A 16120-nucleotide genomic window follows, 5' to 3' on the forward strand; every position below is an offset into this window, starting at 1 on the left:
CGGCACCTCGCGCGCCTGTACCCGGGCGCTTTCCGGCGGTTCGCGCGCAACCGGACCGGCTGGTCGTGCGGATTCGCACGTCTACACGAGGAGTTGCAGGGTGCCGTTGGTGAATCGCCGTGGAGCGTTGGGCGCGCTGGGTGCCGTCGGCGCGACGGCCGCCGGGCTGCTGTGGTGGCGTTCCGCTCCCGGGCGCGCGGTCTCGGCCGCCGCGCCGTCGGCGGGCCCGTCGACGGCGCCGGTGATCCCCGCGGCGCCCGGCGTTCCCGCGACCCCCGCCGCCCGGCCGCGGACTGCCCCGCTGCCGTCCGAGCCGGGGCGTATCCGGGCCGAGAACGCAAGGACGGGCAGCACCGCGTGGAAGCCCGGGCACCACGGCGCCCGCACGACCGACGACGTGGCCCACCGGATCAAGGGCTACACGTCGGCCACCAGCGTCGGCGCGGGCGAGCGCTTGGACTTCCACGTCTCGGTCACGCCCGGCGGCGCGTACACCGTCGCGATCTACCGGCTCGGCGACTACGGCGGGGCCGGCGCACGGCACATGGTCACCAGCCCGGTGCTGGACGGTGTGCCCGGAGCCCCGCCCGCGCTGGACGCGGCCGGCGGCATGCTGGCGTGCGACTGGCCGGTCGGCTGGAGCCTGGACGTGCCGGCCGACTGGACATCGGGGGCGTATCTCGCGGTCTTCGACGACCGGCAGGGCAACCGCAACTACACCGTGTTCGTGGTACGCGACGACCGCCGCGCGGCGGACTTCCTGGTCGTGCTGCCGTTCGCCACCTACCAGGCGTACAACCAGTACCCGCTCGACGGCCGGGCGGGGAAGAGCCTCTACTACGGCTACGGGCCGGACGGGCGGAACGATTACTCGGTCCGGGCGCGCAAGGTGTCCTTCGACCGTCCCTACATGAAGGACGGCATGCCGACGCGCTTCGACCTCGATCGGAGCGTGATCACGTGGATGGAGGGCGCCGGCCACGACGTGGCCTACGCCTCCTCCGTCGACATCGAGGCCGGCCGCGTCGACCCGTCCTGGTACCGCGCGATGGTCTTCAGCGGCCACGACGAGTACTGGTCCGACCCGATGCGCAAGGTCGTCGAGGACGCGCACCGCGCGGGCGTGGGGCAGGCGTGGCTGACCGCCAACAACATCTACTGGCACGTGCGGTTCGAGCAGAACGCGCGCGGCGTCGCCAACCGCGTCATGAACTGCTGGCGCGACGATGTCGACCCGGGGGCTCCGCTGCTTTCCGCGCCGACTGACCGGTGGCGCAGCATCCGGCGCCCCGAGCAGGAGTTCCTCGGCGTCCAGTACAACGGCATCGTCGCGCGGCACACTCCGCTCGTGGTGCGGTCGTCCGGGCACTGGCTGTGGGCCGGCACAGGGGTGCGCGACGGCGACGCGATCGCCAAGGTGGTCGGCGGCGAGGCCGACGGCGTCGAGGCGGGGGTGCCGCTGCCCGCAGGCGTGCAGCAGACGCTGCTGTCGCACTCGCCCTACCCGCTGAGCAACGGAACCGACCGGGTGCAGAACACCTCGTTGTACGAGCGACCGGACGGCACGGTCATGTTCTGCGCAGGCACCTTCAACTGGGCGCTGGCGCTGGGGCATCCCCAATACAGGGACGACCGCATCCGGCGGGCCACCGCGAACCTCTTCGACAGACTCCGCCAGGCGTGAGCCGCGACCGCGCCGACGTTCGCGCGGGCAGCGGCAAGGAGGCTCGCACCCCGTGAAAGACTCGCGGGACCAGGCGGCCGGTGCGATTCCGTGCCCGCGGTCGGACAACAGAGCGGGGGAAGAGTGAGGGAAGCAGTCCAGTGAGCGGTTTCGTCACCAAACCCGAGCCTGTGGCCGTGCCCGGGCTGATCCACACGCACACCGGCAAGGTCCGCGACCTCTACACGGACGGCGACGGCAACCTGGTGATGGTCGCGAGCAACCGGATCTCCGCGTTCGACTGGGTGCTCGACCCCGAGATCCCGGAGAAGGGCCGCATCCTCACGGCCCTGTCGCTGTGGTGGTTCGACCTGCTGAGCGACCTGTACCCGAATCACGTGCTGTCGGCGGAGCCGCCGGCCGGGGCGCCCGCGGACTGGGCGGGCCGCACGCTGGTGTGCCGCCGCCTGGACATGGTGCCGGTCGAGTGCGTCGCCCGCGGCTACCTCGCGGGGTCCGGGCTCGCCGAGTACCGGGAGACCCGGACGGTGTGCGGTGTCACGCTGCCGGAAGGGCTCGTGGACGGCTCCGAGCTCCCCGCGCCCATCTTCACGCCCGCGACCAAGGCCGCCGTCGGGGAGCACGACGAGAACGTGACGTACGAGCAGGTGGCCGCGCAGGTCGGTGCCGAACTCGCGGCCAACCTGCGGCAGGCGACGCTCGCGGTGTACTCCCGCGCCCGCGACATCGCGCGCGACCGCGGCATCATCCTCGCCGACACGAAGTTCGAGTTCGGTCTCGACGGCTCCGGGGGCCTGGTGCTCGCGGACGAGGTGCTGACACCCGACTCCTCGCGCTTCTGGCCGGCCGACCTGTGGGAGCCCGGCCACGCGCAGCCGTCCTTCGACAAGCAATATGTGCGCGACTGGCTGGCGTCTTCGGAGTCCGGCTGGGACCGATCGGCGGACACGCCGCCGCCGGTGCTGCCCGACGCCGTCGTGGAACGTACACACGCGAAGTACGCCGAGGCCTACGAGCGCCTGACCGGGCGGCGCTGGTCCTGACGGACCGGAGTGGGGGGCCGCGTCGTGCGGCCCCCCACCCACCTTGTCCAAGGGGCCTGGCGACCGGGCCGAACAATGCAGAAAGCCGGACCCTTGGGTCCGGCTTTCATCTGAGCGGACGACGAGATTCGAACTCGCGACCCTCACCTTGGCAAGGTGATGCTCTACCAACTGAGCCACGTCCGCATGGCGGGGGTTTTCACCCCTGCCGGTTCCCTACTGTACCCCATACGCGGATCTACGCCGAAACGGCGCCGAAACGGTATGGGACCGGTCGGGTCGAGCAGGTGACAGGGATCGAACACTGCGCCTTCCTCTTGGAAAGAGGACGCTCTGCCACTGAGCTACACCTGCGTGCTCCGGGTGTTTCTCCCGGGTGCGAGTAGAACTCTAGCGGAGTGACGGGAGTGCTGCGGACAGTCTGGCGGGCCGTACGCCCGAAGATGTCTGATATCCCCGAAAAATCCCTTGAAAAGTCGTCGGGCGACGGCCGGCCCGAGACGCCGCGCGCCCGCCCGACGGTGCGAATAGCCGCATTGTCGGACGGGCGCGCGAAGGGTGGGCGGAGTTCAGTTGGCCGCTTCGAATTCCTGGTAGATGCTGCGCGGAATACGGCCGCGGGTCGGAACGTCCATGCCCTGCGACCGGGCCCACTCGCGGACCGCCTTCGGGTCCGGGGCGACCGTGGTCTGTCGGAACGGCTTGCCGGACTTCGTCGTGCGGCGGGCGGCCTCGACATAGCGGCCGAGCAGGGTGCGCATCTCCTGGGCGTGGCCCTCCGACAGGTCGATTTCGTACGACCTGCCGTCGAGGCCGAAGCGGATGGTCTCCGCCGCAGCGCTTCCGTCGATGTCGTCTTGCAGCGTCACCACTACGCGCTGGGCCATGGCGGTGTCCTCTCCAGGCGATGACCTGATGACCTGATGACCTGAGAAAAAGGGAGAGTAAAGACTCAAAGCCGAGTATAAGTCCGCGGCATGAAGCGACAAACGGTGATCCGGCACGATCTTGTCGTCGCTTCCGATAATTTCCTGCCCGACATTGAATTCGCCGGGCTTGCCGATATTCGCGGGCTCGGCGTGGCGGCGTCAAGGGCTGGGCTGACCGCGGTCGTGCGGCTGTTGCGCGATGCTTGTCGCGTGCGGTGCCGCGGCGGTGCCCCGTGAGTGGTGGGTGCGGCGGTGAAGGTCTGTCCACAGCCTGTGGATAAGTTCCGGTTCCTGGGGGTGGACGCGTCGGCTCGCCGTCGCTCCGGAGTCGGTACTTCGACTCTTTATTGACATTTCCGCAGGTCGAAGCGGCTGGTTCGATCATCGCCGCGGTTCACTCGAACGAGTGAAGGCCACGTTGTCCACAGCGCCTGACCTGTGGACAACTCGCGTGCTGTGGATAACCGGACCTCCGGGCGGGGCCGTACCCGGCGCCCCAGGTAGGCTGGATGAGCCGAACAGGGGGTCCGTACCGGCCCCGAGATCCAGCAGCCGGTCCTCGGGGAGCCGCCGGAACCGCGGCTGAACCAGAGGTCCTGCACCAGCACAGTGGGAGTGCGCGTGGCACGCGTCGTCGTCGACGTCATGCTCAAGCCGGAAATTCTCGATCCCCAGGGCCAGGCCGTGCAGCGTGCGCTGCCGCGCCTCGGATTCACCGGGATCACCGATGTCCGCCAAGGCAAGCGATTCGAACTCGAACTCGAAGGCCCGGTCGACGATGCCGCCCTCGCGCGCATTCGTGCGGCCGCCGAGACCTTCCTGGCCAACACGGTCATCGAGGACTTCACCGTGAGGGTCGAGGACCAGTGACCACACGTATCGGCGTTGTCACCTTTCCCGGATCGCTCGACGACCGCGATGCCCAGCGCGCCGTCCGGCTCGCCGGCGCCGAGCCCGTCGCGCTGTGGCACGGCGACAAGGACCTGTGCGGCGTCGACGGCGTCGTCCTCCCCGGAGGCTTCAGCTACGGCGACTACCTGAGGTGCGGAGCGATCTCCCGTTTCTCGCCGGTGATGGAGACGATCATCGCCGAGGCGCAGGGCGGCCTCCCGGTGCTCGGCATCTGCAACGGGTTCCAGATCCTGTGCGAGTCCCACCTGCTGCCCGGCGCTCTCACACGCAACGACCACCTTCACTTCATCTGCCGTGACCAGCGGCTGCGGATCGAGAACGACCGGACCGCCTGGACGGGGTCGTACGCAGCCGGGCAGGAGATCGTGATCCCGCTCAAGAACGGCGAGGGCGGTTACGTCGCCGACGAGCGCACGCTCGACATGCTGGAGGCGGAGGGCCGCGTCGTCGCGCGCTACCTCGACGTGAACCCCAACGGCTCGCGCCGCGACATCGCCGGGATCGCCAACGCGGCCGGCAACGTCGTCGGGCTGATGCCGCACCCCGAGCACGCCGTCGAGCCGCTGACCGGCCCGACCACGGACGGCCTCGGGTTCTTTACGTCCGTACTGAAGAAACTGGTCGGTTCATGACCCTGGACACGGTCGACAAGGCCAAGAACGACTCCAAGGACCGCGACTGGCTGAGCGCCGGACCCGTCGGCGCGCACACGTTCGGTCAGCCCTATGCGGAGCTCGGCCTCAAGGACGACGAGTACCAGCGCATCGTCACCATTCTCGACCGCCGTCCGACCAGCTCCGAGCTGGCGATGTACTCGGTCATGTGGTCGGAGCACTGCTCGTACAAGTCGAGCAAGGTCCACCTGCGCCAATTCGGTGAGAAGGCCCCCGCCTCGGACGCCATGCTCGTCGGCATCGGCGAGAACGCCGGCGTCGTCGACGTCGGCCAGGGGTACGCGGTGACCTTCAAGGTCGAGTCGCACAACCACCCCAGCTACGTCGAGCCGTACCAGGGCGCCGCGACCGGCATCGGCGGCATCGTGCGCGACATCCTCGCGATGGGCGCGCGGCCGGTGGCGGTCATGGACCCGCTGCGCTTCGGTGCCGCGGACCACCCCGACACCCGTCGCGTCCTGCCCGGCGTGGTCGCCGGGATCGGCGGCTACGGCAACTGCCTCGGTCTGCCCAACATCGGCGGCGAGGTCGTCTTCGACCCGTGCTACCAGGGGAATCCGCTGGTCAACGCCCTGTGCGTGGGTGTCATGAAGCACAAGGACATCCACCTGGCGAAGGCGTCGGGGGCCGGCAACCTGGTCATCCTCTACGGCGCGAGGACCGGCGGCGACGGCATCGGCGGCGTCTCCGTGCTGGCGTCGGAGACCTTCGACGCGGACGGCCCGGCCAAGCGCCCCGCGGTGCAGGTCGGCGACCCGTTCCAGGAGAAGCTGCTCATCGAGTGCACGCTTGAGGTCTTCGCGGAGAACCTGGTCACCGGAATCCAGGACCTCGGCGGCGCCGGTCTCTCGTGCGCCACCTCGGAACTGGCCTCGGCCGGCTCCGGCGGTATGCGCGTCGAGCTCGACAAGGTGCCGCTGCGCGACGCGACCCTCGCTCCCGAGGAAATCCTCATGAGCGAGTCGCAGGAGCGCATGTGCGCGATCGTCGAGCCCGACAAGGCAGCGCGGTTCCTGGAGATCTGCGCGAAGTGGGACGTCATCGCGACCGTCATCGGTGAGGTCACGGACGGCGACCGCCTGGAGATCTTCTGGCACGGCGAGCAGATCGTCGATGTGCCACCGCGCACCGTCGCGCACGAAGGACCGGTCTACGAGCGTCCGTTCGCGCGTCCGGCGGCTCAGGACGCGCTTCAGGCGGACACCGCGGAGCGCCTGCCGCGTCCGCAGGGCGGCGACGAACTGCGTGCGACGCTGCTCAAGGTCACCGGCTCGCCGAACCTGGCAGACAAGTCGTGGATCACCGACCAATACGACCGGTACGTCCTCGGCAACACCGTCCTCGCACAGCCTGAGGACGCCGGCATGGTCCGCGTCGACGAGGAGACCAACCTCGGCGTCGCGCTGTCCACCGACGGAAACGGCCGGTTCTGCAAGCTCGACCCATACACCGGGGCGCAGCTCGCGCTGGCCGAGGCGTACCGCAACGTCGCCGTCACCGGCGCCCGCCCGCTGGCCGTCACGGACTGCCTCAACTTCGGCTCGCCCGAGGACCCGGGCGTCATGTGGCAGTTCGCCGAGGCCTGCCGAGGCCTCGCGGACGCCTGCCAGACCCTGGGCACGCCGGTGACCGGTGGCAACGTGTCGTTCTACAACCAGACCGGCGACGTCGCGATCCACCCGACGCCCGTGGTCGGCGTGCTCGGCGTCATCGACGACGTCACCCGCCGCACTCCGATTGGGTTCCGCGAGGAGGGGCAGATCATCCTGCTCCTCGGAGACACCCGCGAGGAACTGTCCGGGTCGGTCTGGGCCGATGTCGCACACGGCCACCTCGGCGGTCTTCCGCCGCGTGTCGATCTGGAGCGCGAGCGCCTGCTCGCCGAGATCCTCATCGCGGGCTCCCGCGACGGCATGGTCGACGCGGCCCACGACCTCGCGGACGGCGGCCTCGCGCAGGCACTCGTCGAGGCGTGCCTGCGCGGTGGCAAGGGCGCGCGCGTCGTGCTGCCCGAGGTCGAGCAGAACAGCGGCTCCGCCGCGGCGGACCCGTTCGTCGCGCTGTTCAGCGAGTCCGCAGGCCGCGCCATCGTGTCGGTGCCGCGCAGCGAGGAACTGCGCTTCACCGACATGTGCCGCGTGCGCCACCTCCCGGTCGCGCGAATCGGCGTCGTCGACGGTGAAGTCCTCGAAATCCAGGGCCAGTTCACCGTCGGCCTCGACGAACTCCGTGAGGCCGGCGAGGCAACGCTGCGCGGTCTGTTCGCCTGACACACCGTCACAAGCCGCGCCCGTCCACGCGAGGGGCGCGGCTTGCGACGTCTGGCCCAGACGCCCGGGGCCGATCGGCCCGAGGCTGTCACTGTCGCTCGCTGCCCGACGAGGCGCCCGGGACGGGTCGTCCGAGGCTGTCAGGCCCGCTCGTTCTCCGATGAGTCCGGGGCCGGGTGGACCGGGCCGGTCACCCCCGCTCACTGAGCAACGCGTCGAGCCGGTACGGGTGGAACGTCCCGTGGCCCGGCCGGTACGGGTACGGCACCGTGCCGAAGTGCGCGCCCTCTCCGCTGCTTTGTTCGTAGGCGTGGTACCTCGTGCGTTCCGCGTCGGCCCAGCCGGCAAAGATCAGCGTGTGGCCGTCGGCTCCCGGAGTGGGGTTGACCAGGACGTCCCCGGGCAACAGGTCGTCCCTGGCGATGCGGTGGGCGACCCGGTCGAGGGTGTCGGTGGTCAGACCGGGTGCGGGCAGGCCCCAGGCCATCGAGACCAGGCCCGAGCAATCGGTGCGGTAGCCCTCGAACGTGCCGGCCATGCTGTAGCCGATGCCCAACTCGGCCCAGCGTTCGGCGCGGCGAAGGATCGTCACCCGTCGCGCGTCCAGGACTCCTTCGGAGGGGCTGGGTGCCCCGGGCGCGGACGACCTGGCCGGCGCATCAGGCGGGGCCACCGTCGGGGTGCGCGGTGGTGCGCTGCCCGTGGTCGGACCGGTCGGCGCGCCCTGAGCGGTCGGCTGCCCGGGCGGCGACGGAGGCACAACAACGCCGCGTGGGGTGCCGTCGACGGGAGTGCGCGAGGGTTCCGGTGGTGAGTGCGGTGTGGGTGGATCCTCGGCCGGCCCTGTCGGACGCGGCGTGGCGCCGGCGACCCGGGCCGCGAACTCCACGGCGGGGGCGGTGAACTGGGGTACCCGGAAGAGTCTTTGGCCCGGGGAGGCAGGATCGGCCGGTCGCGCGATTGCGGGCGGCCGGTGCGCCTCGGGCGGTGGGGGCGGCGTGAACTCGCAGAGGGTGAACGGCGGGACGGCATCCGTCGTACTGCCGACGGAGCTCAGCAGGTCTGCCACGAGCCGATCGCTGTCGGCGCGTTCGTCGGAACAGGCGCGCAGCAACTGGGGCGTGCTCCCGACGCCCCTGCGCAGGTGTTCGACTTCGGCAACTGCATGGGCCAGGGCGGACGCCGCCGCCGTCCACGTGCCGGGGCAGAACGCACGCCCGGCGGCGACGTCCGGATCGGTCGACGCCGACGTCAGGGCGTCCCGAGCTGCGTGGAGACCCGGCACGGTGGCCTCGAACCGGGCGGCGAGACGGGTGAGTTGGTCTGGGGCGATGCGGAACGGCTGCGGGTTCACCGGACCTCCGGGATGACGTGTGGGCAGGCGGATCGTCGGACCGACAGGCCGGGCGGGCGTATCGGCAGACCTCAGACGGACGAGTGGCCGGACGGCCGACGGTCGGGTAAGTGCGGTCAGCGGTGCGGCCTGCGGATGTATCGAGGGTGAGTTGGCCGGCAGGCGAGAAGGTGGGCAGGTCAGGGGATCGGGCCTTGTTCCGGCTCCCGGTTTCTGTGATGTGTCGGATTGCGAAAACTCCCGGACATGAATCACTCGACTGCCTTTCGGTTGTCATTTCGTGTGACATGGCGGTGCACGGCCTCCTTTCGAGAACCTCCGGAGGCGATCGCGGATTGACGATCACGGTCGGCCGGAGATGCCCGGGGCGCACGGGCAACCGAGCGTTTCGTTGCCTTTCGCTGCCCTCCATGGTCACCGCCTTTTCCCGGCTCCGCCGCCGGACCGCCCCAGCCTGTGGAAAAGTCGGAAAGTGGTCTGTGGCCTGGGGATATCCGGTCGTCGGCGGTCCGGACCGGGGCATATCCTTCGGCTCATGCCAGCTGTGTCGCGCACGCCCGGAATTCGTCGTGTCGATCCCCGGCGAGTGCGTACCGCGCTCACCGCCGAATGGCGTGCGCTCGCGGGGTTCATCGAGGCACTGGACCCGGCGCGCCGCGCTGAGCCGTCCGGTCTGGACGGCTGGGACATCGGCGACCTGATCGGACACATCGCCACGGGCGTCGAGGCGGTCCTCCGCTGGCTGTCCCAGCCCGAGCCCGCCGGGCCGCCGCTGACCGTCGAGCAGTGGGCGGGCGGGGTCGCCGCGGGTGCCGACACGATCGCGGAGAACGCCCATCAGATGTCCGCCGCCGGCCGCACCCCTGCGGATTACCTGGAGCAGGCCGTCGGCGTGGTCGACGCGACCCCGGATACCCGTCTGTGCGCCACCCGAGTCGGTCCCATGCGGCTCACCGACATGCTCATCACGCGCCTGATCGAGGCCGTCGTCCACGCCGACGACCTCGAGCGCGCGACCGGCACGGCGTTCCCCCACGACCGCCAGGCGCTCGCGGTCGTCACGCGCGTTCTCGCCGACATCCTGGCGGTCCGTGCTCCCGGGCACGCCGTCGAGGTCCGCGTACCGCCGTTCGCCGTCGTGCAATGCGTCACAGGGCCGAAACACACCAGGGGCACTCCGCCGAACGTGGTCGAGACCGATCCGCGTACCTGGCTGCGCCTCAGCGCAGGGCGTCTGACCTGGGAAGACGCAATCGATTCGGGTGCGCTCCGGGCCGGCGGGGAACGCGCGGATCTCACCGGATGGCTGCCGCTGTTGGGGTGACCCGCACCCTCCGAAAGCCTCGCGTAGACTCGTCGGCGTGCCACGTGGCGACGGACGACTCAACCACGATCTCTTCCCCGGCGAGAAGGGCCCACAGGACGCTTGCGGCGTCTTCGGTGTCTGGGCCCCCGGCGAAGAGGTTGCCAAACTCACCTATTTCGGGCTCTACGCGTTGCAGCACCGCGGGACGGAATCCGCCGGCATCGCGGTGAGCAACGGCTCGCAGATCCTCGTCTTCAAGGACATGGGTCTCGTGTCGCAGGTCTTCGACGAGGCGACCCTCGGGTCGCTGCGCGGGCACATGGCCATCGGCCACGCCCGCTACTCCACCACCGGTTCCTCGGTGTGGGAGAACGCCCAGCCGACCTTCCGGGCCACCGCGACCGGAAGCATCGCGCTCGGCCACAACGGCAACCTCACCAACACGGGTGAGCTGGCCCGCATGGTCGCCGAGCAGGTCGCGAGCGTCGGCGAGAAGGGCTCGGCGCATTCGAGGCACCAGGGCCGCATCGAGGCGAACAGCGACACCAACCTGCTCGCGTCCCTTCTGGCCGGAGACCCGGACCTGTCGCTGGAGGAAGCAGCGATGCAGGTCCTGCCGCGTGCCAAGGGCGCGTTCTCCCTGGTCTTCATGGACGAAGGCACGCTGTATGCCGCGCGCGACCCCCAGGGCATCCGCCCGCTGGTCCTCGGCCGCCTGGAGCGCGGCTGGGTGGCGGCGAGCGAGACCGCTGCTCTCGACATCGTCGGCGCCTCGTTCATCCGCGAGATCGAGCCGGGCGAGCTGGTCGCGATCGACGAGCACGGCCTGCGCACGCAGCGGTTCGCGAAGGCCAAGCCGAAGGGCTGCGTCTTCGAGTACGTCTACCTCGCGCGCCCGGACACCTCGATCGCCGGTCGCGGCGTCCATGCGGCACGCGTCGAGATGGGCCGCCGCCTCGCGCAGGAGGCCCCGGTCGAGGCCGACCTCGTCATGCCCACCCCCGAGTCCGGCACCCCGGCCGCGATCGGCTACGCGGAGGCGTCGGGCATCCCGTTCGGCCAGGGCCTGGTCAAGAACTCGTACGTCGGACGCACGTTCATCCAGCCCAGCCAGACCATCCGGCAACTCGGCATCCGCCTCAAGCTGAACCCGCTGCGCGAGGTGATCGCGGGCAAGCGCCTCGTGGTCGTGGACGACTCGATCGTGCGCGGCAATACGCAGCGCGCCCTGGTCCGCATGCTGCGCGAGGCGGGGGCGGCCGAGGTGCACGTGCGCATCTCGTCACCGCCGGTGAAGTGGCCGTGCTTCTTCGGCATCGACTTCGCGACCCGTGCCGAGCTGATCGCGAACGGCCTGTCCGTGGACGAGATCGCCAAGTCGCTGGGCGCCGACTCCCTCGCCTACATCTCGATCGACGCCATGGTCGAGGCGACCACGATCCCCAAGGACAACCTGTGCCGGGCGTGCTTCGACGGGATCTACCCGATCGAGCTCCCTGACCCGGAGCGCCTGGGCAAGCACCTCCTGGAGGGCTTGGAGCAGTCCGTGCGCAGTGATGTGGACGGCGTCCAGACCCTGCTGGGCGGAGCGGGCGCCGAAGACGCTCTTCGGCGGCCCTAGATCTCTCCGAGGCCGCCTCGGGAAGCCGCCGGGCGTCGTTCTCCGCGACCTGGCCCGGTCCGGTGCCGGACGTGAGCGCTCCTCGCGATCGCCCGTGCTCCCCCGATCATCCATCGCCCAAGCTGCGAGCCATGCAAACCAGCCGACCCGGAAGGGCCGTACCGCCGTGACCGACACCCCCGCCACCACCTACGCCGCAGCAGGCGTCGACATCGAGGCCGGCGACCGCGCCGTCGAGCTGATGAAGACGTGGGTCGGCAAGGCCTCCCGTCCCGAGGTCATGGGCGGCATCGGCGGTTTCGCGGGGCTCTTCGACGCGTCCGCGTTCCGGCGCTACGAGCGACCGCTGCTGGCGACGTCCACCGACGGGGTCGGTACGAAGGTGGCGATCGCGCAGCGCATGGACAAGCACGACACGATCGGCCGCGACCTGGTCGGCATGGTCGTGGACGACTTGGTGGTGTGCGGCGCCGAGCCGCTGTTCATGACCGACTACATCGCCACCGGCAAGGTCGTCCCCGAGCGCATCGCGGCGATCGTGAAGGGCATCGCGGAGGGCTGCGTGCTGGCCGGCTGCGCGTTGGTCGGCGGCGAGACCGCCGAGCACCCCGGTCTTCTCGCCCCGGACGAGTACGACGTGGCCGGGGCCGGCACGGGCGTCGTCGAGGCGGACAAGCTGCTCGGCGCCGAACACGTCCGGGAAGGCGATGTCGTCATCGCCATGGCGTCGTCCGGTCTGCACTCCAACGGCTACTCGCTGGTGCGCCATGTCTTCCTCACCCGGGCCGGGTGGGCGCTCGACCGCGACGTTCCGGAGTTCGGCCGCTCGCTCGGCGAGGAACTGCTGGAGCCGACGCGCATCTACTCGCTCGACTGCCTCGACCTGGCCCGCCGCGCCGACGTGCACGCCTTCTCACACGTCACGGGAGGCGGCCTGGCGGCCAACCTGGCCCGGGTCCTGCCCGCTCACCTGGACGCGCGCCTCGACCGTTCCTCGTGGACTCCCGGCCCGGTCTTCTCGCTTGTCGGCGAAGTCGGCGAGGTCGCGCTGCCGGAGTTGGAGAAGACGCTCAACATGGGCGTCGGAATGGTCGCCGTCGTACCGGCGGAGGCCGTCGACACCGCGCTCGCGGTGCTTGCCGAGCGTGAGGTGCCCGCGTGGGTGCTCGGCCGCATCGAGGCGGGCAGCGGGCAGGCGTTGCTGGAGGGGGCGTACGCGCACTGAAGCGAAGGTCGGGCGCGGGTCACACCGTCCGCGCTCGGCCGCCATGCCGCGGCGACCCGGCGTCGTCGCCGGATCGGCACCAAGGGGCGATGCCGTCGGCGCTGTCACGGCCGGCGCCCCGCAGACTCCGGGTACGCGGGCATGCCGAAGCGCGCGGCGGCGCACCGGACCCACCGGCGGTGCACGACCGAACAAACAGCACAAAGAGTCCGGGACCGACCATCAATGGTCGGGTCCCGGACCGATGTGCTGCTTCACCCCTGACGCGGGCGGCGGACCGTCGGACGGAGCCGACGCGGGGATCAGCGTCGACCTGGATGGCCGTCGTCGTCCTCGTCGTCGTCTTCGTCGTAATAATCCGCATACGCCGCGTAGGGATCGTCGAGCTCGTCTTCATACGTGTCGTCCGATTGAACCTGCGGTTCATCGGCTGACGACACGCCCAGCTCTTCGGCCAGACGGTTCAGATCCGTTCCGCCGCTGTTGTACTTCAGCTGGCGGGCGACCTTTGTCTGCTTGGCCTTGGCCCGGCCGCGCCCCATGGCTCGACCCCCTCAACGACGGGGCTCACGGCCCCGGGTCTTGACACGCGTTCACGATCAGGGACGGTTCATCCACTTAAGAACCGGCCCGTGGTGCATCAACGGTACCTGCTTCCGCGGCGCGACGGTACGTCGCATGGGTGACAGGTGGGCTCGGACCCCGACCCGACAATGCTGTTCCGGCTGGTCAGGGGCCTGATCACGGGTCCTTTGCCGGGCCTGACGATACCGTGTGATTCAGCTTCCAAGGTAGATCCCGCGCAGACGACCCACATCAGCCATCCGTCGTTCGGCGAGTCGGTCGGCCGCGACGGCGGGCGGAACGCCCTCTTCCTCGGCCAGTTCGAAGACCTTCGCGGTCGTCGTGCGGATGTCGGCGGCCTTGCGCCTGGCCCGTTCGAAATCGAAGCCTTGCAGCTCATCGGCGACCTGGATGACCCCGCCGGAGTTGACCACGTAGTCGGGCGCGTACAGGACGCCGCGGTCCGCGAGCGACTTGTCGACGCCGGGGTGGGCCAGTTGGTTGTTGGCCGCGCCGCACACGATCGACGCGGTGAGGACCTGCACGGTGTCGTCGTCGAGCACGCCGCCCAGGGCGCACGGCGCGTACACGTCGAGACTGTCGCGGATCAGCGCGTCGGTGTCGGCGGCGACGTCGACGCCCGGGTGTGCCGCGCGGACGCGTTCGACCGCGGCCGGGTCGACGTCGGTGACCACGACGTCGGCGCCGTCCTCGACCAGGTGCGCGACCAGGTGCCTGCCGACCTTGCCGACGCCCGCGACGCCGGCGCGGCGACCGCGCAGGCTCGGGCTGCCCCAGCGGTGTTCGGCGCTCGCGAGCATGCCCTGGAAGACGCCGAAAGCGGTGAGCACGGAGGAGTCCCCGGCACCGCCGGAGTCGGGGGAGCGGCCGGTCACGAAGCGGCACTCGCGGGCCACGACGTCCATGTCCTCGACGTACGTGCCGACGTCGCACGCGGTGATGTAGCGGCCTCCGAGCGACTGGACGAAGCGCCCGTAGGCGCGCAGCAGAGCCTCGGTCTTGTCGCGTCGCGGATCGCCGATGATGACGGCCTTGCCGCCGCCGTGGTCGAGACCGGCCAGGGCGTTCTTGTAGGCCATGCCCTTGGAGAGGTTGAGGACGTCCTCCACCGCGTCGTCCTCGCTCGCGTACGGGTAGAACCGTGTCCCGCCCAGCGAGGGGCCCAGCGCGGTCGAGTAGACGGCGATGACGGCCCGCAGGCCGGTCGCCTCGTCCTGGCAGAAAACGACCTGCTCGTGGCCGGTGCGCCTGCCGAACACCGGGCCCGGGGTGGGGGTCGGTGTGTCGGTGCCGGTCGTCATGCCAGTCGTACTTGTGGTCACTGTGGTGACTCCCGAGTCCGGCCCGCGGGGGTGATCGCGGGCGACTGCCTCAACAGTAGTGCGGCGTCCCGGCGGTGACGGGTCTTGGCGCCGGGCGGGTCAGCCGACGCCTGCGCGGCCGTGCGAACATTCCGTACGTGCGGACTTCGGTGGTGGCCCCCTACTCGGCGTACCTGCGGGTGTACGAGCCGCTCGCGGCTTTCCCGGAACCCGAGCGGTCGCGCTGGGCGGAATACGTGCGCGACGTGCACTCCCGGCGTGTCCGGCACGGGGGCTCGACGGCGCAGTTGACCGCGATGGAGCAGCGGACGGCGCTGGAGAGCATCCTCGCGACGCCTCCCGAGCCGGCTCCGCCGCACGAGAGCGAGGACGCGTTCGTCGCGGAGATCGACGGCGTGCCGGTGGTGTGTCCGAGACAGACGCGGTTGCGCTGTTGGACCGCATTGGCCGAAATGCGCGAGGAATACCCGCCGGTGGTGCTCGACGCATTTTGGCCACGGGTGGTTCTCGACCAGGCCGAGGCCGACCACGAGCGGTGGCGCGCGCAGAACCCTGACGTGCAGCCGCACATCCACAGCAGCACGTGGCACGTCCCGATGCGGTGGTTTGTTCTCTTCGCGCAGGAGGAGCGGGTGCTGGTCGCGCCCGATGGTCCGGAAGGCGCGGGCGGGAGCTGGGAGCTGTACTACCGCACGCCGATGGTGCAAGCTCGGCGGCGGGTGGCTCGCGCGCTGCGGGTGCTGCGGGACACCTTGGAGGAGGGGGCCTTGATCATCGGACTCGAACATCTGGGCCGTTGGCTGGAAGAATTCCATCCGCGGGCGATGGTCGAACTCGACTTCGGTGGTCTGGTGCGGTTGATCCCGTCCGGCGACCTCGCCGAGGAGCGCACCGCGGAGCACGTCGCCGAGGGCCTGACGGCCCTCGCGGCGGGCGACGGGGCTCGCGCGTCGGAGGCCTATCGACGGATCACCGAACGGTGGTCCGCGGTGCGGGCTCTGGAACATGCCAGTTGAGCGGACCAAATGCACAGCAGGCAGGAATTTCTGAGATCAACATCTCATAGGTAGCATACGCCAGCGAATTGCTCGTATATGATGAATCGGACAAAGGGTGCCGCTGGCTCTTTCGTCCACGCCCCACCCTGCAACAACAGGAGATTGCTGTGGCTGGGGTGGACGAACGGGGTTGTTCG

At 70.1% G+C, this 16120-nt stretch carries 14 protein-coding genes and 2 tRNA genes; 10 read left to right on the forward strand and 6 right to left on the reverse strand.

What is annotated here, in order from left to right; genetic code table 11:
• Window positions 1–100: 100 nt before the first annotated feature.
• Together ACRX5W_RS01200 and ACRX5W_RS01205 are read left to right on the forward strand one after the other, a co-directional pair.
• Complete coding sequence (locus ACRX5W_RS01200; RefSeq protein WP_436785987.1) at window positions 101–1684, forward strand: N,N-dimethylformamidase beta subunit family domain-containing protein; 1584 nt, start codon at window positions 101–103, stop codon at window positions 1682–1684.
• A gap of 140 nt (window positions 1685–1824) precedes the next feature.
• Window positions 1825–2727 carry a phosphoribosylaminoimidazolesuccinocarboxamide synthase gene (locus tag ACRX5W_RS01205; RefSeq protein ID WP_436785988.1) on the forward strand — a complete coding sequence of 301 codons (903 nt, stop codon included), beginning with the start codon at window positions 1825–1827 and terminating at the stop codon, window positions 2725–2727.
• A 113-nt stretch (window positions 2728–2840) separates the two neighbouring features.
• Here the strand turns inward: ACRX5W_RS01205 and ACRX5W_RS01210 are convergent.
• The 3 genes from ACRX5W_RS01210 to ACRX5W_RS01220 form a co-directional block, all read right to left on the reverse strand.
• Window positions 2841–2913: transfer RNA gene (locus tag ACRX5W_RS01210), tRNA-Gly, on the reverse strand.
• Window positions 2914–3009: 96 nt separating this feature from the next.
• Window positions 3010–3081, reverse strand: a tRNA-Gly gene (locus tag ACRX5W_RS01215).
• A gap of 215 nt (window positions 3082–3296) precedes the next feature.
• Entirely contained in the window at window positions 3297–3614 is a 318-nt protein-coding gene (locus ACRX5W_RS01220) for a histone-like nucleoid-structuring protein Lsr2 (RefSeq protein WP_436785989.1), read from the reverse strand.
• A 90-nt stretch (window positions 3615–3704) separates the two neighbouring features.
• Between ACRX5W_RS01220 and ACRX5W_RS01225 the strand changes: the two genes are divergently transcribed.
• The 4 genes from ACRX5W_RS01225 to purL all read left to right on the forward strand — a co-directional run bounded on the left by ACRX5W_RS01225 (window position 3705) and on the right by purL (window position 7512).
• The gene (locus ACRX5W_RS01225) at window positions 3705–3893 is read left to right on the forward strand and encodes a hypothetical protein (protein WP_436785990.1); all 189 of its coding nucleotides are present in this window, start codon (window positions 3705–3707) and stop codon (window positions 3891–3893) included.
• Window positions 3894–4277: 384 nt separating this feature from the next.
• A complete protein-coding gene (gene purS / locus ACRX5W_RS01230; protein WP_436785991.1) occupies window positions 4278–4526 on the forward strand; it encodes a phosphoribosylformylglycinamidine synthase subunit PurS in 249 nt (82 codons plus the stop codon).
• The gene (gene purQ / locus ACRX5W_RS01235; RefSeq protein ID WP_436785992.1) at window positions 4523–5200 is read left to right on the forward strand and encodes a phosphoribosylformylglycinamidine synthase subunit PurQ; all 678 of its coding nucleotides are present in this window, start codon (window positions 4523–4525) and stop codon (window positions 5198–5200) included. Before purS ends, purQ begins: the two co-directional genes overlap by 4 nt.
• Window positions 5197–7512, forward strand: a complete 2316-nt coding sequence (gene purL, locus ACRX5W_RS01240) for a phosphoribosylformylglycinamidine synthase subunit PurL (RefSeq protein WP_436785993.1) — start codon at window positions 5197–5199, stop codon at window positions 7510–7512. Before purQ ends, purL begins: the two co-directional genes overlap by 4 nt.
• A 190-nt stretch (window positions 7513–7702) precedes the next feature.
• Here the strand turns inward: purL and ACRX5W_RS01245 are convergent, their stop codons facing one another.
• The gene (locus ACRX5W_RS01245) at window positions 7703–8866 is read right to left on the reverse strand and encodes a hypothetical protein (protein ID WP_436785994.1); all 1164 of its coding nucleotides are present in this window, start codon (window positions 8864–8866) and stop codon (window positions 7703–7705) included.
• A gap of 535 nt (window positions 8867–9401) precedes the next feature.
• On the opposite strand from ACRX5W_RS01245, the gene ACRX5W_RS01250 reads away from it, so the two are divergent.
• The 3 genes from ACRX5W_RS01250 to purM all read left to right on the forward strand — a co-directional run bounded on the left by ACRX5W_RS01250 (window position 9402) and on the right by purM (window position 13018).
• A complete protein-coding gene (locus ACRX5W_RS01250) occupies window positions 9402–10190 on the forward strand; it encodes a sterol carrier family protein (RefSeq protein ID WP_436785995.1) in 789 nt (262 codons plus the stop codon).
• Window positions 10191–10227: 37 nt separating this feature from the next.
• Complete coding sequence (gene purF / locus ACRX5W_RS01255) at window positions 10228–11793, forward strand: amidophosphoribosyltransferase (protein WP_436785996.1); 1566 nt, start codon at window positions 10228–10230, stop codon at window positions 11791–11793.
• Window positions 11794–11959: 166 nt separating this feature from the next.
• Window positions 11960–13018 (forward strand): phosphoribosylformylglycinamidine cyclo-ligase, encoded by a 1059-nt coding sequence (gene purM / locus ACRX5W_RS01260; protein ID WP_436785997.1) that lies wholly within the window; start codon window positions 11960–11962, stop codon window positions 13016–13018.
• Between the two features lie 302 nt (window positions 13019–13320).
• Here the strand turns inward: purM and ACRX5W_RS01265 are convergent, their stop codons facing one another.
• Together ACRX5W_RS01265 and ACRX5W_RS01270 are read right to left on the reverse strand one after the other, a co-directional pair.
• Window positions 13321–13560 carry a DUF3073 domain-containing protein gene (locus ACRX5W_RS01265; RefSeq protein ID WP_436785998.1) on the reverse strand — a complete coding sequence of 80 codons (240 nt, stop codon included), beginning with the start codon at window positions 13558–13560 and terminating at the stop codon, window positions 13321–13323.
• Between the two features lie 237 nt (window positions 13561–13797).
• Window positions 13798–14904 carry a Glu/Leu/Phe/Val family dehydrogenase gene (locus ACRX5W_RS01270; protein ID WP_436785999.1) on the reverse strand — a complete coding sequence of 369 codons (1107 nt, stop codon included), beginning with the start codon at window positions 14902–14904 and terminating at the stop codon, window positions 13798–13800.
• Between the two features lie 158 nt (window positions 14905–15062).
• On the opposite strand from ACRX5W_RS01270, the gene ACRX5W_RS01275 reads away from it, so the two are divergent.
• Entirely contained in the window at window positions 15063–15941 is an 879-nt protein-coding gene (locus ACRX5W_RS01275) for a hypothetical protein (protein WP_436786000.1), read from the forward strand.
• The last annotated feature ends 179 nt before the right edge of the window (window positions 15942–16120 follow it).

Source organism: Yinghuangia sp. YIM S10712, assembly GCF_051388935.1.
Classification (GTDB): domain Bacteria; phylum Actinomycetota; class Actinomycetes; order Streptomycetales; family Streptomycetaceae; genus Yinghuangia.

Excerpts from the sequence above, each read along its gene's own strand:
- ACRX5W_RS01270 (WP_436785999.1), bottom strand. The coding sequence starts at position 14,904 with ATGACGACCGGCACCGACACACCGACCCCCACCCCGGGCCCGGTGTTC.
- ACRX5W_RS01220 (WP_436785989.1), bottom strand. The coding sequence starts at position 3,614 with ATGGCCCAGCGCGTAGTGGTGACGCTGCAAGACGACATCGACGGAAGC.
- ACRX5W_RS01265 (WP_436785998.1), bottom strand. The coding sequence starts at position 13,560 with ATGGGGCGCGGCCGGGCCAAGGCCAAGCAGACAAAGGTCGCCCGCCAG.
- ACRX5W_RS01250 (WP_436785995.1), top strand. The coding sequence starts at position 9,402 with ATGCCAGCTGTGTCGCGCACGCCCGGAATTCGTCGTGTCGATCCCCGG.
- purL (WP_436785993.1), top strand. The coding sequence starts at position 5,197 with ATGACCCTGGACACGGTCGACAAGGCCAAGAACGACTCCAAGGACCGC.
- ACRX5W_RS01225 (WP_436785990.1), top strand. The coding sequence starts at position 3,705 with ATGAAGCGACAAACGGTGATCCGGCACGATCTTGTCGTCGCTTCCGAT.